The 17591-nt window shown below is 39.6% G+C and carries 27 protein-coding genes; all 27 read left to right on the top strand.

All coding sequences use genetic code 11. The annotated features are described in order from the left end of the window. Position 1: 1 nt before the first annotated feature. The 27 genes from FZC40_RS09615 to FZC40_RS09485 all read left to right on the top strand — a co-directional run bounded on the left by FZC40_RS09615 (position 2) and on the right by FZC40_RS09485 (position 17588). A complete protein-coding gene (locus FZC40_RS09615) occupies positions 2-706 on the top strand; it encodes an MBL fold metallo-hydrolase (protein ID WP_148603729.1) in 705 nt (234 codons plus the stop codon). A 16-nt stretch (positions 707-722) separates the two neighbouring features. Beyond that, the gene (locus FZC40_RS09610; RefSeq protein WP_148603726.1) at positions 723-1469 is read left to right on the top strand and encodes a hypothetical protein; all 747 of its coding nucleotides are present in this window, start codon (positions 723-725) and stop codon (positions 1467-1469) included. Beyond that, positions 1462-1686 carry a hypothetical protein gene (locus tag FZC40_RS09605; RefSeq protein WP_148603724.1) on the top strand — a complete coding sequence of 75 codons (225 nt, stop codon included), beginning with the start codon at positions 1462-1464 and terminating at the stop codon, positions 1684-1686. The genes FZC40_RS09610 and FZC40_RS09605 overlap by 8 nt, the downstream gene beginning before the upstream one ends. Beyond that, a complete protein-coding gene (locus FZC40_RS09600; RefSeq protein ID WP_148603722.1) occupies positions 1679-2080 on the top strand; it encodes a single-stranded DNA-binding protein in 402 nt (133 codons plus the stop codon). Before FZC40_RS09605 ends, FZC40_RS09600 begins: the two co-directional genes overlap by 8 nt. Positions 2081-2194: 114 nt before the next feature. Next, positions 2195-3100, top strand: a complete 906-nt coding sequence (locus tag FZC40_RS09595) for a DUF4373 domain-containing protein (RefSeq protein ID WP_148603720.1) — start codon at positions 2195-2197, stop codon at positions 3098-3100. After that, positions 3097-3300, top strand: a complete 204-nt coding sequence (locus FZC40_RS09590) for a helix-turn-helix domain-containing protein (protein ID WP_148603718.1) — start codon at positions 3097-3099, stop codon at positions 3298-3300. Before FZC40_RS09595 ends, FZC40_RS09590 begins: the two co-directional genes overlap by 4 nt. Further along, the gene (locus FZC40_RS09585; protein WP_148603716.1) at positions 3297-3803 is read left to right on the top strand and encodes a hypothetical protein; all 507 of its coding nucleotides are present in this window, start codon (positions 3297-3299) and stop codon (positions 3801-3803) included. Before FZC40_RS09590 ends, FZC40_RS09585 begins: the two co-directional genes overlap by 4 nt. Next, positions 3800-4027: a helix-turn-helix domain-containing protein gene (locus FZC40_RS09580; protein ID WP_148603714.1), complete on the top strand. Its 228-nt coding sequence runs from the start codon at positions 3800-3802 to the stop codon at positions 4025-4027. The genes FZC40_RS09585 and FZC40_RS09580 overlap by 4 nt, the downstream gene beginning before the upstream one ends. Further along, the gene (locus FZC40_RS09575) at positions 4020-4412 is read left to right on the top strand and encodes a RusA family crossover junction endodeoxyribonuclease (RefSeq protein WP_148603712.1); all 393 of its coding nucleotides are present in this window, start codon (positions 4020-4022) and stop codon (positions 4410-4412) included. The genes FZC40_RS09580 and FZC40_RS09575 overlap by 8 nt, the downstream gene beginning before the upstream one ends. Further along, a complete protein-coding gene (locus FZC40_RS09570; RefSeq protein WP_148603710.1) occupies positions 4409-4810 on the top strand; it encodes a hypothetical protein in 402 nt (133 codons plus the stop codon). Before FZC40_RS09575 ends, FZC40_RS09570 begins: the two co-directional genes overlap by 4 nt. 76 nt (positions 4811-4886) lie before the next feature. Further along, the gene (locus tag FZC40_RS09565; RefSeq protein ID WP_148603828.1) at positions 4887-5741 is read left to right on the top strand and encodes a radical SAM family protein; all 855 of its coding nucleotides are present in this window, start codon (positions 4887-4889) and stop codon (positions 5739-5741) included. 269 nt (positions 5742-6010) lie between these two features. After that, entirely contained in the window at positions 6011-6442 is a 432-nt protein-coding gene (locus FZC40_RS09560; RefSeq protein ID WP_186843870.1) for a sigma factor-like helix-turn-helix DNA-binding protein, read from the top strand. A 210-nt stretch (positions 6443-6652) separates the two neighbouring features. Beyond that, complete coding sequence (locus FZC40_RS09555; RefSeq protein ID WP_148603705.1) at positions 6653-7264, top strand: hypothetical protein; 612 nt, start codon at positions 6653-6655, stop codon at positions 7262-7264. A gap of 46 nt (positions 7265-7310) precedes the next feature. Then, positions 7311-7493 carry a hypothetical protein gene (locus FZC40_RS09550; protein WP_148603703.1) on the top strand — a complete coding sequence of 61 codons (183 nt, stop codon included), beginning with the start codon at positions 7311-7313 and terminating at the stop codon, positions 7491-7493. Positions 7494-7619: 126 nt separating this feature from the next. Continuing rightward, on the top strand, positions 7620-7802 hold the full coding sequence (locus FZC40_RS09545; RefSeq protein ID WP_148603701.1) for a hypothetical protein: 183 nt from the start codon (positions 7620-7622) through the stop codon (positions 7800-7802). Positions 7803-7895: 93 nt separating this feature from the next. Beyond that, positions 7896-8543, top strand: coding sequence for a hypothetical protein (locus FZC40_RS09540; protein WP_148603699.1), 648 nt, complete (start codon positions 7896-7898; stop codon positions 8541-8543). 88 nt (positions 8544-8631) lie between these two features. Then, the gene (locus FZC40_RS09535; RefSeq protein ID WP_207706710.1) at positions 8632-9495 is read left to right on the top strand and encodes a terminase small subunit; all 864 of its coding nucleotides are present in this window, start codon (positions 8632-8634) and stop codon (positions 9493-9495) included. 2 nt (positions 9496-9497) lie between these two features. Next, on the top strand, positions 9498-10919 hold the full coding sequence (terL, locus tag FZC40_RS09530) for a phage terminase large subunit (RefSeq protein ID WP_148603697.1): 1422 nt from the start codon (positions 9498-9500) through the stop codon (positions 10917-10919). Between the two features lie 4 nt (positions 10920-10923). After that, on the top strand, positions 10924-11121 hold the full coding sequence (locus tag FZC40_RS09525) for a hypothetical protein (protein WP_148603694.1): 198 nt from the start codon (positions 10924-10926) through the stop codon (positions 11119-11121). 39 nt (positions 11122-11160) lie between these two features. Next, positions 11161-12507 carry a phage portal protein family protein gene (locus FZC40_RS17110; protein ID WP_186843821.1) on the top strand — a complete coding sequence of 449 codons (1347 nt, stop codon included), beginning with the start codon at positions 11161-11163 and terminating at the stop codon, positions 12505-12507. Next, positions 12470-13453: a structural protein gene (locus FZC40_RS09515; RefSeq protein WP_148603693.1), complete on the top strand. Its 984-nt coding sequence runs from the start codon at positions 12470-12472 to the stop codon at positions 13451-13453. The genes FZC40_RS17110 and FZC40_RS09515 overlap by 38 nt, the downstream gene beginning before the upstream one ends. A 13-nt stretch (positions 13454-13466) precedes the next feature. Continuing rightward, positions 13467-13877 carry an XkdF-like putative serine protease domain-containing protein gene (locus FZC40_RS09510; protein WP_243135790.1) on the top strand — a complete coding sequence of 137 codons (411 nt, stop codon included), beginning with the start codon at positions 13467-13469 and terminating at the stop codon, positions 13875-13877. Between the two features lie 109 nt (positions 13878-13986). Beyond that, positions 13987-15252 (top strand): hypothetical protein, encoded by a 1266-nt coding sequence (locus FZC40_RS09505; RefSeq protein WP_148603688.1) that lies wholly within the window; start codon positions 13987-13989, stop codon positions 15250-15252. 3 nt (positions 15253-15255) lie between these two features. Continuing rightward, complete coding sequence (locus FZC40_RS09500) at positions 15256-15657, top strand: capsid cement protein (RefSeq protein ID WP_148603686.1); 402 nt, start codon at positions 15256-15258, stop codon at positions 15655-15657. 13 nt (positions 15658-15670) lie between these two features. Next, positions 15671-16654 carry a hypothetical protein gene (locus FZC40_RS09495; RefSeq protein WP_148603684.1) on the top strand — a complete coding sequence of 328 codons (984 nt, stop codon included), beginning with the start codon at positions 15671-15673 and terminating at the stop codon, positions 16652-16654. A gap of 38 nt (positions 16655-16692) precedes the next feature. Further along, positions 16693-17169, top strand: a complete 477-nt coding sequence (locus tag FZC40_RS09490; protein ID WP_148603682.1) for a hypothetical protein — start codon at positions 16693-16695, stop codon at positions 17167-17169. Further along, complete coding sequence (locus tag FZC40_RS09485; RefSeq protein ID WP_148603680.1) at positions 17169-17588, top strand: hypothetical protein; 420 nt, start codon at positions 17169-17171, stop codon at positions 17586-17588. The genes FZC40_RS09490 and FZC40_RS09485 overlap by 1 nt, the downstream gene beginning before the upstream one ends. Positions 17589-17591 lie beyond the last annotated feature (3 nt).

Genomic DNA, 17591 nt, shown 5'->3' with positions numbered 1-17591 from the left:
CATGGAGATATTAGTTATAGCAAGCAGCAGTAGAGGGAATGCCTATCGTATCAGTGATGGGCAAACCTCCTTGCTTTTGGAATGTGGGGTACCGGTTAAAAGAATTCAGGAAGCATTAAATTTCAAGCTGAGTGAGATCAGCGGTTGCTTGATCACCCACGAGCACATGGATCACGCCAAGGCGGCTAAGGATCTGGTTAAAAAAGGCGTGGATGTTTACACAAGTCTAGGAACATTAAAAGCGCTTGATATCGTGTCAAACCATCGAACACATCGCTTATTTGCACAAAGAGCTTCAAACATCGGCACATTTAGGATATTGCCGTTTGATGTGCAGCACGACGCAACGGAGCCATTAGGGTTCTTAATCTCAAGCGCAGTAACCGGTGAACGACTGTTATTTTTTACCGACACTTATTATCTAAAATATACCTTTGATCGTTTATCAATCATTATGGGTGAATGCAATTATTCGACGGAAATTATCAAAGAAAACGTAAATAATGGAAGTATTCCCGAAGCTCATAAAAATCGGGTTATGCGGTCGCATATGAGTATTGAAACATTGCTAGAATTTATTAAAGCGAATGATACCAGTCAGTTAAAAAAGATTTATCTACTTCATATGTCAGATGGGAATTCGAATGAGGATGAGTTCAAACGGCGGGTGCAGGAGATCACAGGGGTGGAGGTTGAGGTTTGTTAAAGAAAGAAGGAAAGAAATGAGTATTGAAAACGCAATAAAGGACGTTATATCGGAAAGTTTGGAATCAGGGGTGATTGAACGGCTGGTGGCTGAAAACCTTGAAAAAGGTATAAACAAATCATTGGAAAACTTGTTGGGCAGTTATGGCGGCGTCACAAATATCATCGAGGGAAAGATCAAGGACGTTATGGTGAAACAGCTGGAAGGTTACGATTTTTCAGAATACTTGGTTAAATTAGATTGCGTATTGACTGAGATTCTTAAAGAAACTTCTTTTGACAATAAAAAGATTCTTGGTAATTTCAAAGAGTTGATGTCCGAAACTGATTTTCCCAAAGTCGTTAATTTGTCTGATATCTTCGAAGAATTTATGAAGTTTGTTGCGAAAAATGTTGATACAAGCGGATTAGAAGCTGATTGCTGCGACGGCGACCCTTCGTATGAAATGGTTAACGTCAAAATGACAGTAGAATACGAGGAAAAGCCGTCATGGTCAAGCTCGAATTTTCAGGACGCAAAGGTTATTTTTGAATGTGAAGAGGATGAAAACCTTAACTTCTTTATCAGTATTTCAAAATTTATGGAGTACCCATGGTCTTTGTCTGTGGCAATTGACAGTTCAATTGAATCGTTGCGATATCTCGATGATTTGAAGATTTATTTGCTGAAGCTTAAGCAGAGCGGTGCAAAGATAGAAATTGATTCGGAATATCTGGAAGATGAAGTGAGCCCTGAAGAAGAACCAGAGGCAACGTATGAATAAAATAACAGCAGAATTTTCAGATGAAATGAAAATAACGGTTGAAATAAACGGCAACGAATATTCAGAAACGTGGTATCAAGTGAAACCTGGCGTATCTAAAACAAGAGAGAAAAAAGGAATTTCCGATCAACTCGAAGCAGTCGGGTTTGACGAATTAGGTGAGATTATGACTAATTCATTTTTCCTACATGACATTTGGGAGGCAATCAATGAATAAGGTGATCTTGATCGGTAGACTCACCCGTGACCCAGACGTAAAAAACACCACATCCGGAAAAACGGTTGCAACCTTCACCCTAGCTGTCGATCGTCGTTTCAAAAACAAGGATGGCCAAAAAGAAGCTGATTTCGTGCCAATCGTGGTATGGGGGATAGTACAGCAGTATCTATCAAAAGGCAGTCAGGTTGGCATATCAGGACGATTACAGGTAAGAAGTTACGACGACAACGATGGCAAACGGCGATATGTGACAGAGGTTATCGCAGAGGAAGTGAATTTCATTGGAGGGAAGAAAGATAGTGGCAATCAAAGGCAGGTTGCCGAAGGGCCGCCAATGGGATTAGATGAAGACTTTCACTTGATGGCAGATGACGATGATATCCCATTCTAGCCAATATTGATTCAATTTTAAACCGCTTTTAGCACGATTAAATAAAGTATTCCAGTATTCTATTTTAAGTTAAAAGCGTTTTAGATATAAAAATAAACTGAACGGAGGCAACCCGTGAGCAGGAGTAAGGAAGATAGCCTTAAATGGTTCCCGCTTGATGTTACTTTTTTCAGCAATCGCAAAGTAAAGATCTTAAAAAGTCGTTACGGAACGGATGGGATCACGCTTTATCTTTATCTCCTGTGTGAAATATACGGGGGTAAAGGATATTTTATCGAATTGGACGAAGACTTAATATACCTCATGTCAGATGATCTGAATATGAGTGATGAAAAAATAAGGCAGATACTGAAATTCTTATATGAACGGTCACTACTGGTACAGATTCAAGTTGATAAATCCAGCACACTTTTCACTTCGGACACTATCATAACTGCTGAAGGCATACAGGAACAATATCAAATGTCAACGAAACTGTTGAAAAGAGATGTTGAAATTTATCAAGAATTATGGGTTTTGCCAGAAGATAAAACCCTTAATCATATTAAATTCGTCCATGATGATATAAATCCCAGAAAAAAGGACATTAATCCCAGAAAAAAGACAATAAATACCGGAAATAATGCACAAAGAAAAGAAAAGGAAAATAAAGGAAATAAAAGTAAAGAAAAAGAAGAACCTGGGGCGTTTTTAAAAGATCCTTCTATCAATATTTTGTTCCTTGAATATTTAGATATCCGCAAAGACTTAGGATGTAGTAACTCAGATCGAGAGGTTGAGATCTTAACCAATAAACTTTCAGATCTAACCAATGAGCAACAGAAGCAAACTATAGAGGATTCGATTTTAAATAGGTGGAAGGGATTCTTCCCGAAGATCAGCAAATATCCTAATAAAAAAAGTAAAGAGGCGATGCCGGAAATGACAGATTCGAGAGTGCAAGCCTATAAAGACATGGAGGTCCAATTCACGGAGGACCTGTGGCCGGAGTTGGAGAACACGGAGGATGAGGCAAAATGACAATCGGCGAGTTAATCAAGAAAGAACGTACACGATGCGGAATGACGCAGGAGGAATTAGCCCTTAAAGCCGGCATTACTGGAAGAACCATCAGTTATTACGAGAACGGTCAGAGGGATCCGCAAATGATCACATTTGGCAGGGTACTGGGAGTTATGGGAATTAAGATTCAATTTGTGAGAGTGGAGGATGAGAAATGAAAGATCCAATGGAAATTACGCGGTTAACAACAGATGAACCGAAAAACAACACTGAAACGATGCTGAATTATGCATATTGTAAAGATAGAAGGGCCTATTTGAGATATGGGAATGGGCAAGAAAATATTGATCTTTGTGAGTATACCGCAGAACAAGCAAAGGAAAAAGGCTGTTCGCCAACACCAGAAGACATTTTGGAAGGTGATAGCTGCGTGGAATGTGATTGTGAGCTGGCTATTTTATATACAGTAGCGGTGCAGGCCGCTGAACTGAGAGGACGACTCAAAAGGTATGAGGATGCCGGAATAACCTTAGAGGATTTGGAAAATAAGCCTTTGACCATTGATGAATTAAAAGAGATGAGCGGGAAGCCTTACTGGCATGTAAACTTGCAGGGCATTGGCAATCGCTGGGCGATTTTAGCAAAACATATCGCTTCAAATCCACAAGATTATCACTATGGCGAATATTGGCTTGCATATCGACGGGAAGTAAAATCATGACCAAACAAGATTTAGAAAATGCGGAATGCATCAGCACCACAATGATGGGAGAAAAAGCTTTCACAATAAAGCATTTATCAAAGATTTTAGGAGTTAGCGTTGCGACGGTTCAAAGGTATTTGAGAGCGGGAAAAATAAAATCATACCCATACCGAATGCATGGGCGAGATTATTTTGTTACCGAAAGCCAGCTAAGAGAATATCTGGGTGAGAACAATGAGTAGCTTCAGCGACGGTATTTACTCTTTCTTCATTCCGGGGAAACTGCCGGGTTTAAATGAATACACCCGTGCCAATAGAACCCACCGGCAGAAGGGCGCAAAGCTTAAAGATGAAACAGATCAATATGTCGCATATTGTGCGATGAATAAGCTCAGAGGCATTCAGATCAGCAACCCGGTCCATATCAAATACACTTGGGTTGAGCATGATAAAAAGCGTGATCTCGACAATATCGCATTTGCAAAGAAATTCATTCAAGACGCGCTGGTCAAGATCGGTGTTCTGGAAAATGACGGATGGAAGAATATCACCGGTTTTGAGGACCATTTCGAGGTTAACAAGGATAAACCCGGCGTGTTGGTAGAGATCGTGGAGGTGGAAACGTGAGTTTTTATAGAGATACAGTGCGAACCGCTCGAAAAGAGCATAAATGCGAATTATGTGGAGCGATTATCCAGAAAGGTGAGAAATATCACGATAAGGCCGGTAATGAGTTAGGGGATATAGGTTACACAAAGGAATGCGAAAAATGTCAACCGGTTCTTGAAGAGTTTTGCAATTCTGAATATTATGAGCGAGGTGAAGGATACACAGAAGATTGGATACAAGAATGGTGGATTGATTATAAATGTGATATTTGCAAATATAAATACCAATTGTGCGAACCTGATGGGGTTTGTGAAAATAAATGTCTTCGAAAAAATGTAACCGGCACTTGCGAATATAACACTTGCGACGAAATGACACATTACTGCAGATGTGAAAATTTTGAGGTGAAAGCATGAAAATAAAATGCGAGAGCTGCCCGAACTACAGCGGGAATATCCTGATCTGTGCGTTTTTCTGCGGGAAGGGGAAGCAATGAGGATCTTAAGAGTTTTTCCAAAGAAAACTAGCTACACACCGACGGATCCGCTGGCTTATTGCGCTAATGGGATTAAGCAAGTGCCGATGCTGAGTTTATTTCCTGAATTCGATGAAGTCCACATCTCTTGCATTTTTACTTGGGATAAAGCATTTTGTGAGGACCTGGCATATCAATTTAGAGGAGCCACAGATAAACCGGTAAGATTAGGTGGCCCAGCTTTTAAATCGCCAACGGTCGGATTTGAACAAGGATTATACATCAAAAAAAATATCATCTTTTCATCAAGAGGTTGCAATAATAACTGCCCATGGTGCATCGTTCCCAAAATTGAAGGTAAGCTTGTGGAACTACCAATCGTTACGGGAAATATTATACAGGATAATAATTTTCTACAAACGTCCAAATCACATAAAGATAAGGTTTTTGAAATGCTGAAAGCTCAAAAGCAAATATGCTTTAAAGGTGGCTTGGAACCTGATCTATTGGACGACCATTTTGTCGAGAATGTCCGCGGACTCAGGATCAAAGAATTATGGTTGGCTTGTGATACTGATGGAGCTTTAACCACTTTCGAAAAGGCTTGTAAAAAGTTGGTTGATGCAGGATTCACCCGGCACCATATTAAATGTTATGCATTGATAGGTGATGATATGAGTAAAAATGAAGAACGGTTAAGAAGAATATGGACAGCTGGTGCTATGCCGTTTGCTCAGCTTTATCGGGACTTTACAGGAACAAAGACAACTTATTCGAAGGAATGGAACGCATTTTGCAGATCATGGCAAAGACCAGCGGCGGTTGAAGCACATATGAAGAGTGGGACCGATTTTAGAAATTTTGGAACATAATTGAGAATATGGAGGAAAAAAATGAAAACTAAAAAACAAGATCATTGTAAGCGTGTAAAATGTTTGTATTATGACCATAAATTTTTCAAGAATAATTGCTCAGCTTCGGCTACGGCCCACAGAGAAAATCGATGCCATTTGTTCCAGGGGAAAAAGTTGCAAGATAGCGAGTGAATTAAAAAAAGAATGCTCCTACTGCCATAGGAAACATTCTGGTGTATTCTCTCTCGAATACTGGTTAAGTCATTATACCATAAGGGGGAGAATACGTGCAAGTTAGAAACTTTTTCGAAAAGTATATGGATAATAAAATTGCGATTATTTTCATAGATCGTGAGATTAAATTGCTTAGAGAACAGATTGACCCGTCATACACACAGCAATTGTCACTAACCCCTGTTGTTCATGGTGGCGGGAGCAGCACAGAGAGAACGGCCATACGTCACCTTGAAGATAAAGAAATCGTGCAGCTTGAGAAAAAAAGAAAGCTGGCTGAGGCAGATATTGAGGTAGTGGATCGATTAATGCCGATGATGTCACCGGAACTTAAAAGCATTATTGAAGACCGATATTTCAGAAAAATGACCTGGCGGGAAATCGCAGACAAAATGGAGCTTGATGAAAGAACGGTTCAGAAGAAAATAGAAGTGACGCTGGATCAACTGGATATGATTTCCACGCACGAAAGAGCATGCGGGTAAAATGCTGGTGGAATGCGGGTGTTTTGCTGGTAAGATGTGTTCCAATGCATGGTTTAGGTGTGCTATTATTAGAATAGGAAAAAATAAATCAGTCGAAGATTTGAAACAATATCGATTGAAACAATATCGATTAAAACAATTAAAGCTTAAGAGAAATGGTATAAAATACTTCATACTAATTAAGGTAAAATAATATTGTATGGAGGGAAAATGGCAATTATTGAGAATCAGAAGGTTTATTATAATACCGAGTTGGAAAAGCTCTTTAAAAATCATAAAATCAAGGGATTTTTCTTTAAAAAGTTCGGCTGGTTTAAAAAGAAATTCGAAATAGAAGCAAGTGCAGAATATTTTGAATATGACAGGATTTTCGAAAAGTTTTCAGTATTCTTTAAAGACGAGAAATATAATATTTTTCATCTAAAAAAGATAATTTTTCTAATTGAAAGAAAAATTGATAAAGATAATGAATATAAACCTCAAATTAGTGAATTTCTCAATAATTCTAGGACAATGATTGCTTGCTTTTTAACTATTATGGGAATTTTTGTAAGTTTATATCCTGAAAAATTATTAAAATTTAAAACTTTTCCCAATTTGGATCCAGCTGTTACTAAATATGTGACAGTTTGCATTTCTTTAGGCTTAGCTTTTCTTTTTTTCCTTAAAGAAATAGACGGATTATTAGAACAATTATCGTTAAGGAAGAAGAGCGTTCTACTTTGGAAGAAGAAATATTTATTGATCCTTAATTGTTTATTTGATGAAATTAGTAGACGTGAAAAATTGGAGGAAATAAGAAAGCTAATTGTTAAGCAATAGTGGCACCTCAGGGTGTCTTTTTTCATGCAAAAAAAGGAGTGGAACTATGGAAAATATAAATCGAATACCAAATACCTTTGATGGTCGCACGTCTGTTTCAAGAAGTATAGCATTTGAGGAAATAGAACTATCAAAAGAAGATCTTGAGTGGATATTTAAAGGCGGCTGTGTAGTCTACTTTGATGGGGAATACGATAATTTTATCACAATGAAGAAAGAATGGTGTTAAAGATGATAGACAACAAATGTGAAAAAACAGAATGTGAACACTACCGGGACGGCGAGTGCCTCGATAAGCGAACCCTAAAGGACCCATATAAAGCTACCGGGTGTTTGATCTGCCAAGGGTGTAATCATGAAGATCCATAAAGAGATATTGACGTTGTGCAATCGGTGCGCGGATGTGATTCTGGAGGACGAGCATCAAATGATCAAACGATTCGATCCAAATCAAAAGATCATGGAATCCTGTTTCATCTGTGGTTTCAAAGGTTGGGATTACGTGGTTGAGGACATGGAAATAAAACAGAACGAATGATTTGAATTTAAAATGTGGAAGTTGCTGAATTGAACAACATTTTGTTGAAATTATATTTACATAAGTATATAATTTATGAGATGGAGGTTGATTATGGTAAGTGATTTATTAGTTAGTGGTTTATTGGTATTCTCACCCGTATTAGTTCTTATAGCAATAATTGTGGTGTTTAGATACATAGGTAAAAAAGATAGAAAAGGATTAGATAAGAAAAAATGGGAAATAGATAAACTCAAAAAAGCAAAATTAGAATATGGTGACTTTGAAATTCTTTCTTATGCATATAGAGTTTATGAAAATGAATATCAATCTATTGATGAAATAGATGCTCTAGATATTGAATATGTAATTATTGACAAGGAAATTTCTACTGAATATACTAAAGAAAATGAACAACATAAAAAACTTGCAGATTGGAAAATGTCTTTAGTCGGAATTCTTATTTCGTTTTATTTAACCGATGGTATTATCGATGCTTTTTTTGATCCTATTAAACAAGCTATGATTAGTGATAATGTTATTTTGTATAAAGTAGTTTCTTTTGTAGTCTTTTTTGCTTTGTTTGCAGATATCACAGTATTTGTATTGTTAATTTTAATGAAAGCAGTTTATGCTGCTGATAAAAAGGATGACAAAATTAGGGAAGAATATTTAGATGTATTGTTGTTTAATGATAAGTTGTTGGAAATAAAAAAAGTTATAATAAAAAATAGAATTGAAGAATTGAAAAAGAAAAAATGACGTGATTAGCATAATATAAAATGTAGAATAGCGGCACCTCTGGGTGTCTTTTTTAATGCAAAAACTGACGAATGAGAGGTGGTGAGAGTTGCCAAAAGCACCGAATGAAAAGATAGAACAAGCTAAAAAACTATATGAAAAAGGCATGAAATTAGTTGAGATTGCTGCTACTCTCCAAATACCGGAAGGTACTATTCGTAGCTGGAAAAAGCGGTATAAATGGGATGCAACGTTGCAAACAGAAAAACGCAACGTTGCAAACAAAAATTCAAATGAACGTTTCAAAAAAAAAGCTTCTATTCCAGAGGTCGAATCGGTCATTGAAAACCTTGATTTAACTGATGAACAGCGGCTTTTTTGTTTGTATTATAGCAAGTCATTCAACGCAACAAGGAGCTACCAGAAAGCATATGGATGTGACTACGAATCGGCTATGGCAAATGGTTGCAGGATGCTAAGAAATGATAAGGTAAAGGATGAAATCATGAACCTTAAGCAAAAACGCTATGTTCGGTCCTTCATTAGTGAGGAAGACATCTTTCAGAAGTATTGGGATATCGCATTTTCGGATATTACAGACTTTCTTTCTTTTGGCCGAAGGGAGGTTCAAGTAATGGGCGCTTTCGGTCCAGTGAAGGTCAAAGATGACGATGGCAAAGAAATACAACTCACTAAAGAAGTAAATGCCGTGGAATTCAGAGAGTCCGATGAAGTTGATGGATCCATTCTAACCGAAGTAAAACAGGGGAAGGATGGAGCAAGCATCAAACTGGCTGATCGCATGAAGGCACTCCAATGGCTGGCAGATCATATGGATCTTGCAACGGTTGAGCAGAAAGCCCGGATTGATAAACTTAAAGCTGAAACGGTGATAAAAGATGATAGAGAAGCTAAAACTGAGCAGAGTATTCAGATTTATATTCCCAGTAATGGAAGAGACGCAGGTAAATAGCAATGAAGGGAGAAGAAGTAATCAGAATTGGTCCACAACCGGGGCCACAAGAGGCGCTTTTATCAACGAGCGCTGACATTTGCATCTATGGCGGTGCAGCTGGTGGTGGTAAATCATATGCCCTACTTCTTGAACCAATTCGTCATATCAATAACCCTGGCTTTGGAGCCGTTGTCTTCCGTAAGAACGCCAATCAGATCATGGCAGAAGGCGGGTTATGGGACACATCCATGGCTATATATCCATTAATAGGTGGAATCAGTAAACAAACGCCGACAGCAACATGGAATTTTCCAAGTGGCGCAAAAGTATCTTTTTCACATATGCAACTGGAAAAAGACGTGCTCTCGTGGCAGGGCAGTCAGATTCCGCTGATCGCCTTTGATGAATTAACACATTTTTCCCAATCACAGTTTTTTTATATGCTCTCTCGTAATCGTAGTGTATGCGGCGTGAGGCCTTATGTACGGGCAACGACAAATCCTGATGTAGATTCGTGGGTTGCTGATTTTATTTCATGGTGGATTGACCAGGATACTGGTTATGCCATCCTAGAAAGAAGCGGGAAGATCCGATATATGGCGCGTTTAGCAGGTGAAATTATCTGGGGAGATTCCCCGGAAGAACTGGTTAATGATGAAATAGATTTAGAGGATGTTAAAACCGTTACTTTTATTGCTTCGAAACTATCAGATAATCAGATTCTCATGAAAGCGGATCCAGGGTACATGTCCAACTTAAAAGCACTGTCTTTAGTTGAACGTGAACGGCTCCTGGAAGGAAACTGGAAGATCCGACCAGCAGCAGGGCTTATCTTTCCTTCTGGAAAAGCGAACCTTATTGATGTGCTGCCTTCTGATGTTATACGATGGATAAGAGCATGGGATATGGCAGCGACTGAAGACAAAGCCGAAAGCAAAAAGAATAATACCGGCCCGGCCCATACAGCAGGCGTTTTGATTGGTAAAACACGATCAGGACGCTTTATTATTGGTGATGTGATCGACCGAGCAATGAGTGCATCAGACGTCAGAAATACGGTTAAAAATACAGCCATACTTGATAGAGATAAATATAAACGTGTGCGAACAAGAATATCACAGGATCCAGGGCAAGCTGGAAAGGACCAGGCAGAGCAGTATATTAAGCTTTTGTCTGGTTTTGACGTTGTGGCAAAGCGTGAATCGGGTGATAAGGTAACACGAGCCGAAGGATTGGCAGCACAATGGCAAGCCGGGAATGTTGATATATTGATGGCTGATTGGACAGAAGCCTACCTTAAACAGATGGACAACTTTCCGGAAGGTAAATTAAAAGATATGGTTGATGCTTCTGCTAATGGCTTTAACGAGATCGGAGAATCTCAAGTATCAATGCTGCCGGATTTAAGTGATCTATCAAAAGAAAGTTATTGGAGAGGATAAAACAATGCAAAATGTAGAAGTTAAACCCGGAAAAATTTATGTAACGACTTCGGATGGAAAAGAACTCGAATTTGATGGGGTCTTAAAGTTTGAAACCACTGTGGATTCATTCGCGGTCAAGAGAGACGATATGGGAAATGAAACAATTGTTCCATATTCGTATATGCCAAAAACAAATAGGCATCAACCATTAAAATACTAAGCAGACAACCTTATGTTTTTTTCAGGAAAGGAGGATTTAATGAGTGTATTTGATGAGTATGGCCGGATTGGTCAGGAACGATGGCAAGGGTTTATAAGTGAAGAGTTTCTAAAAGAGCTTCAGGGGAAAAAAGGCATTAAAGTCTATAAAGAAATGTCTGAAAATGATGCCGTCATCGGAGCAATCATATTCACAATTAAGATGCTGATTCGCCAAGTTGATTGGGTTATTAAGCCAAGCGGTAATTCGCAAAAAGATAAAGAAGCTGCCGATTTCATTACGGAATGCATGGATGATATGAATGGAAGCACATGGACAGACACAATCAGCGAGATCTTATCATTTCTTGTTTACGGATGGAGCGCCCATGAGCTTGTTTATAAACGCCGATTAGGGCGAAGTAAAGACCCCAAGAAGAAAAGTAAATACAATGATGGGTTAATTGGTTGGGAAAAGATACCAATAAGAGCCCAGGAAACGCTTTATCAGTGGGAATATGAGGAACATACCGACAACGTTATTGGACTATCACAAATGCCGCCGCCAGATTATGGGGTTATCACTATCCCCAAGGAGCGGCTTTTATTATTTAGAACAGAATCCAGAAAAGATAATCCTGAAGGAAAAAGTATTCTTCGAAATTGCTATCGCTCATGGTATTACAAGAAACGCATTGAAGAAATTGAGGGTGTTGGTATTGAACGGGATCTTGCCGGTTTGCCGGTTATGAAATTACCTGAGAACTTCGACAAAATGATTTTGGGAGAAAAGAATTACAATGCAGGAATTGCAGAAGCTAAAAGCATTGTATGCAATATTCGCAGAGATAGCCAGGAAGGGATTGTATTGCCATTTGGTTGGGATTTGCAATTGCTTTCCACTGGAGGTCGAAGGAACTTTGACACGACACAAATCATTGAACGATACGATTCACGTATTGCTATGACGTGTCTAGCTGATTTTATTTTGTTAGGTCATCAAAATGTTGGAAGCTTTGCTTTATCAAGTGATAAGACAGATCTATTCGGGGTGGCATTGGGAACTTATATTGACATCATCTGCGAGGAATTCACTAATAATGCAATTCCAAAACTAATTGATCTGAACAGCCCAAAATTTGACGGTATAACTGATTATCCTTGTCTGGACCATAGCGATATTGAAAGCCCGGATTTGGTAACATTGTCGACATTTGTAAAAGATATGGCAGGAATCGGTGTAATTACACCAGATGCGGATTTGGAGGAATATCTTCGTGATGCAGCACATTTGCCGGAAGCTTCGTTGAAAACGGCGAAACCACTGCAACCGCAACAGCAGCCTGAACAAGATCCAAAGGAGAAACGAGATGAGCCGAATACGGATAATCAAGACGAACAGGCGTAATATACAGCGCGAATCGATCACGAAAAGCCAGATGAGTGCGGAGGGCATAAAGGCATTGGAGCAATTAGATGAATGCATCAATACCGACTCACCGGCGCTTATTAAGTTTTTGGTTGGACGATTTCGAGCGATGCAGGATATCATCAGCTATGAAGACCTTCGGGATGCATTCCTGTCCGGAAATTTGGATGAATCAAAAATTGATGAATGGCGACAAGCCTACAGCCAATTGATCACAGACATTATCCTTCCAGCATGGCGTGAATCCATGGACCAGGCATCAATTAACCAGGAAGACCTCAAAGATTTCAAATGGGATAATTTCAGCGATAATGTCAAAAGATTTACACAAACACGAACCGCTGATCTCATTACCAAAGTAACGGATCAACAAAAAGATGCTATTGCATCCCTAACTGAGCGCGTGACAACTGGAGAATTTACCGCAGATGAACTTGCAAAAGCAATACGTCCAACAATTGGCCTCAATGCACCTCAACAAAAAGCAAATGCCAACTATTATGCCCATGTTAAAGCGCAACTGACAAAAGACAATCCAAAGATAACAGAAGCGGAGGCAGAGTCGAAAGCCAGGGAAGCTGCCCTTAAATATGCTGAAAAACAGCAGCGTTATCGAGCTCAAATGATTGCCGAAAATGAAATTGCCTTGGCTTATAAGACTGGCGTTCAGGAAGCGATGCATCAGGCAGTTGATCAGGGTGTTATGAAGCTTAACGTCAAGACATGGGTAACTGCTGGAACTGAACTCGTATGTGAGGAATGCGGGGCTTTAAATGGAATAACTATAAAGTTGGATGACCACTTCCGTATCGGCGGTTTTATCACCCACCACGACGGATATTACACCATCGAGGGAGGAAGAGAAACAGAAGTGGATGGGCATGCACATGTTAAATGCAAGTGTGCCTGCACATATCATTATTAACGAAAGGAAGTCTATGGAGACACAAATAGTAAAGGGAAATTTCGCGATATCCCAAACCGATGAAGATAAACATTTAGCCTTTGGATGGGCAAATATCGCTATAAACGCAGGCGGTGTTGTGATCGAGGATAAGCAGCATGATATCATCGAACCCGATGTTCTTGAACAAGCAGCTTATCAATTTGTTGAATTATACCGGGAAGGTGGAGAAATGCACCAGCGCGGCGATTGCGCCGTTTTAATTGAAAGCATGGTATTCACTGACGAAAAGGTCAGTGCCTTGGGAATTCCAAAGGGAATCATCCCGGAATGTGGCTGGTGGATTGGGTTCAAAGTGACCGACGACAGTGTCTGGCAAAAAGTCAAAAGCGGACAATACAATATGTTCAGCATTGAAGGCCAGGCACAGCGGATCCCGGTATAAGAACTAGGTATCTGTCGGAAAGGAGGACGCTATGTAGAATAAAATAACGGCAGAATAAGACGACTATTCGTCTTTTTTTTATGCGTAAAATCAAAGGAAGGAGGCCGAAATGGCAACTAAACTTGAAAATTTAAAGATTACAAAAGTCGATTTTGTCGACAATGGGGCGAATCCTGAAGCAAATGTGATGATCTTTAAAAGCGAGGATCCAGCAAAGATGCCTGCCGATGGTCAGGATGAAGAAAATTTAGAAGACAAAGAGATGAAAGATGCCGGAGATGATGAATTCATTCCTGCTAAAAAAAGGTCTATCAAAAAAGTATTTGAATATCTGGCAAAAGCATTTGGCATGGCAAATGACGATGAGAGTATGGATAAAAACTCCAATGATGTAGAAAAATCCGCCACACTTTTCAAAGATAATGTTTCACTCGATAAAGTGATTGATGCAATCCGTATGAATGGATACGGCATGAGTGAGTCAATGATTTCAATTATGGAGGATAAAGAAATTGCAAATAAGCAGGACGTGATGTTAAGCAATCTCCAAGATTATTTCAATCTTACGTCCAATGCAATCGAATATTGGGCAAAAGGTCAGGTTCAGGACGATGTCGCTAAAAGCGTCGAAGAAATCCATCCTGATTATCACAAGGTGTTTAAATCAGCAAAATTATGGCTGGATGAACAGATAAATAAATCCAATAACCAAAAAAATGAAACGGAGGAAGAAAGTATGGATTTGACAAAAATGAGCAAAGAGGACCGCGCTGCTTATGATGCCTTAGTAGCTAAATACAACACTAAGGATGATTCAACAGTTGGTAAAAATTGCGGAGCAACAGATGATGAAGATGTAACTGCTGAGGCTGCTAAGAAGAAAAAAGAAGATGCCGATGCAAAAGCATTGGAAGACAAGAAAAAAGTTAAAAAAAGTGCAGAGGAAGAAAAAGAAGATATCTATAAAGGCCTTCCAGATGCAGTTGCGCAAGAACTCGACTATTTACGAAAGAGAGCTGATGCATCGGACGACAAAGAATTAATGGAAGTGGCCAAAGGCTACGAAATGATCGGTAAAAAAGCCGATGAGTTATTCCCTGTTTTGAAAAGCCTGAAATCCGCTGACGAAACAGCTTATACCAACATGATTGAAATATTAGATGCCAGCAAATCAGCCGTTGAGAAATCGGGCTTATTTGATGAAATCGGGAAATCCGGTCATGCTATTCCGGGTATGACTGCCATTGAAAAGAAAGCCAATGAAGTCATGGAAAAGAACCCTGAAATTAGTCGCTTTGAGGCAATTGATAAGGTTTTTGACTCAAACCCTGAATTAAAAGAAGAATACGATAAAACAATAAATAAGGAGGTGTAAAAAATGGGATATCAGACTACACAAATTAATGATAGTGCAACTATTTCAGAAGCAGCAGCATCGGCATTAACAAGCCCAGGAACATTGGCAGCAGAATATGATTCAAACGGTAATGTGAAAATAGCCGCAGGAACTATTGCACCGGTTGGAATTTTCGTTATTACAAACGGGGACACTGTGGAATCCGGTGAACGTGTTGACATTCAGGTGAAGGACATTGGGTTATGGACCGCAGGCGCAGCCGTTGCAAAAGGTGCTGAATTAACCGCAGACACAGCCGGCAAAGCCATTACCGCAACCGCCGGAAAATTTATTTTAGCGATTGCCCTGGAAGCAGCGGCGGCAGCTGGAGAGATCATCAAAATTCAAATCGTAAAAGCAGGCTACAAGCCAGCTGTAGTATAAGGAGGAATGACAAATGCCAAAATTTAAATCAAACATTTATTTAACAAACATGTCTATGGCTTATTTCCAAGCTTTAGAGGATTATGTTGCCAAAGCGATTTTCCCAATATGCCCAGTACAATTACAGACAGCCAGCTATTATAAATTCAGCAAAGGAGATCTGGCCAGAGATAATGTGCAACCAAAACCTCAATTTGGAAAAGTGCCACCTGCACAATTCGGAATCAGTGATGAAACCTATAACTGCAATGTTGATCAGGTTATCGTCGGAATCGATCAGATCAGTGCATTAAACTATCAACGGTCAAATGCTCCAGGAGTTGCGGATCCCCGCCGAGCTAAGGTTAAATTTGTGACTGAGCAATTAAACAACCATTTAGATCTCCTGTTTGCGAAAAAATTCTTTAAAACTGGCATATGGACAGATGAAATGACCGGTGCAGCAACGGTTGCCGATGCAGCAAAACAATTTTTAAAATTCAGTGATACCAACTTTGATCCGGTTGAGTTTTTCGATGCACAAAAAACAAAGATTAAACAAAACGGTCGAAGAAAACCAAACAAACTGGCCTTGGGAGCAGAATCTTACAATGCACTTAAAAGCCATCCGGCCATTGTAGAGCGTGTGAAATATACTGGTTCAACACCAAACCCAGCTATCGTCAATACTCAGGCATTGGCTGAAATTCTCGAATTAAAGGAAGTCACGGTTTTAGAATCCACTTACAATGCTGGCAAACTAGGTCAAACCGATATGCAGTACATCTGTGATCCGAAATCCGCATTATTATGCTATGCTTCTGACTCACCAGCTGTTGATGAGCCAAGTGCTGGATATATCTTTACCTGGGATATGCTTGGAACCGGAAACTATATCAACGTTGATCAATGGGTTGGTGAAGACGGAACACATGCAGAATTCATCGAAGGTTTAATGTCAACCGATATGAAGAAAACAGGGGATGATTTGGCGGTATTCTTAACACAATGCGTATAAATGCCATCAGGTAATAAATTAACGAAAAGGAGGAAGCCATGGCAGGATATATAGCAGGCAGGCCCTGCATATTTAGGGGAATTAAGTATTTAATTGGAGATTTAATCCCTTTTGAAGCAGTAGACCCAAGAAGAGAAAGAGCTTTGATTGACTCTGGACATATTAACAAAAATCCAGATGCAATGATTTCCGGAGAGGCATTACAGCTAATGTCAGTATCAGCAGCAGAATTAAAAATCGATATCACCATCAGTAAATCAGGCGACGGCTCAAAAACCGCCGTCTTTTTAACGCCTGAAGAAATCAATCTGGTATTTCAGGCATGGGTCGAGAATGCGGACATAGCTAATGGAATTGTAGCAGGAATTACGAACCTCGATGTTTTGGCAGCCATTAAATCAAGGGAAACCAGAAAAGGCGTTACAGATGCCATTGATAAAAAGATTGCTGAATTGACACCGGCACCGGTCGAAGTGGCAGCACCAAAAGAAGGCGGGGAAGTAGGTGAAGCCTAATGGCAATAACTTACACCTATGATCCAGGAAAACTTGATGTGGAAGGCATGGATCTCATGCGGCTGGAAATTGGTGACACCTTTGTTGATGGTGGGAAAAAGACTTGTGCTTTATGTGATGAGGAATATTCAGCGATTATCAGCAAACATCCCGACAATTGGAATAATGCGAAATACGCATGTGTTTGTGCGATCGTGAATAAACTGGCATTCCAGAACGATTATTCTTCTGGAGGTATGAGTTTGAGCTTGTCGCAACGATTTACTCAATGGCAGGAACTAAAAAAAGAAATGGCTGCTGCCTATGGTGGCACTGTTCCGGTGGTTGCCTTCAATGACAATGTGGGTAATGCCACGGATAGTTTGCATTATTTCAGTTTTGGTATGCATGACATCATGCCGGGAGAAGAGGGGGCTTAATTT

This window comes from Acetobacterium tundrae (genome assembly GCF_008086615.1).
Taxonomy (GTDB): domain Bacteria; phylum Bacillota; class Clostridia; order Eubacteriales; family Eubacteriaceae; genus Acetobacterium; species Acetobacterium tundrae.
The sequence above is the reverse complement of the archived record's forward strand: the minus strand, read 5'-3'. Positions and strand labels throughout refer to the sequence as shown.

Excerpts from the sequence above, each read along its gene's own strand:
- FZC40_RS09525 (WP_148603694.1), top strand. The coding sequence starts at position 10,924 with ATGCAAAATGTAGAAGTTAAACCCGGAAAAATTTATGTAACGACTTCG.
- FZC40_RS09505 (WP_148603688.1), top strand. The coding sequence starts at position 13,987 with ATGGCAACTAAACTTGAAAATTTAAAGATTACAAAAGTCGATTTTGTC.
- FZC40_RS09485 (WP_148603680.1), top strand. The coding sequence starts at position 17,169 with ATGGCAATAACTTACACCTATGATCCAGGAAAACTTGATGTGGAAGGC.
- FZC40_RS09585 (WP_148603716.1), top strand. The coding sequence starts at position 3,297 with ATGAAAGATCCAATGGAAATTACGCGGTTAACAACAGATGAACCGAAA.
- FZC40_RS09575 (WP_148603712.1), top strand. The coding sequence starts at position 4,020 with ATGAGTAGCTTCAGCGACGGTATTTACTCTTTCTTCATTCCGGGGAAA.
- terL (WP_148603697.1), top strand. The coding sequence starts at position 9,498 with ATGAAGGGAGAAGAAGTAATCAGAATTGGTCCACAACCGGGGCCACAA.
- FZC40_RS09545 (WP_148603701.1), top strand. The coding sequence starts at position 7,620 with ATGAAGATCCATAAAGAGATATTGACGTTGTGCAATCGGTGCGCGGAT.
- FZC40_RS09605 (WP_148603724.1), top strand. The coding sequence starts at position 1,462 with ATGAATAAAATAACAGCAGAATTTTCAGATGAAATGAAAATAACGGTT.
- FZC40_RS17110 (WP_186843821.1), top strand. The coding sequence starts at position 11,161 with ATGAGTGTATTTGATGAGTATGGCCGGATTGGTCAGGAACGATGGCAA.
- FZC40_RS09600 (WP_148603722.1), top strand. The coding sequence starts at position 1,679 with ATGAATAAGGTGATCTTGATCGGTAGACTCACCCGTGACCCAGACGTA.
- FZC40_RS09590 (WP_148603718.1), top strand. The coding sequence starts at position 3,097 with ATGACAATCGGCGAGTTAATCAAGAAAGAACGTACACGATGCGGAATG.
- FZC40_RS09615 (WP_148603729.1), top strand. The coding sequence starts at position 2 with ATGGAGATATTAGTTATAGCAAGCAGCAGTAGAGGGAATGCCTATCGT.
- FZC40_RS09515 (WP_148603693.1), top strand. The coding sequence starts at position 12,470 with ATGAGCCGAATACGGATAATCAAGACGAACAGGCGTAATATACAGCGC.
- FZC40_RS09510 (WP_243135790.1), top strand. The coding sequence starts at position 13,467 with ATGGAGACACAAATAGTAAAGGGAAATTTCGCGATATCCCAAACCGAT.
- FZC40_RS09555 (WP_148603705.1), top strand. The coding sequence starts at position 6,653 with ATGGCAATTATTGAGAATCAGAAGGTTTATTATAATACCGAGTTGGAA.
- FZC40_RS09580 (WP_148603714.1), top strand. The coding sequence starts at position 3,800 with ATGACCAAACAAGATTTAGAAAATGCGGAATGCATCAGCACCACAATG.
- FZC40_RS09490 (WP_148603682.1), top strand. The coding sequence starts at position 16,693 with ATGGCAGGATATATAGCAGGCAGGCCCTGCATATTTAGGGGAATTAAG.
- FZC40_RS09495 (WP_148603684.1), top strand. The coding sequence starts at position 15,671 with ATGCCAAAATTTAAATCAAACATTTATTTAACAAACATGTCTATGGCT.
- FZC40_RS09610 (WP_148603726.1), top strand. The coding sequence starts at position 723 with ATGAGTATTGAAAACGCAATAAAGGACGTTATATCGGAAAGTTTGGAA.
- FZC40_RS09500 (WP_148603686.1), top strand. The coding sequence starts at position 15,256 with ATGGGATATCAGACTACACAAATTAATGATAGTGCAACTATTTCAGAA.
- FZC40_RS09550 (WP_148603703.1), top strand. The coding sequence starts at position 7,311 with ATGGAAAATATAAATCGAATACCAAATACCTTTGATGGTCGCACGTCT.
- FZC40_RS09540 (WP_148603699.1), top strand. The coding sequence starts at position 7,896 with ATGGTAAGTGATTTATTAGTTAGTGGTTTATTGGTATTCTCACCCGTA.
- FZC40_RS09565 (WP_148603828.1), top strand. The coding sequence starts at position 4,887 with ATGAGGATCTTAAGAGTTTTTCCAAAGAAAACTAGCTACACACCGACG.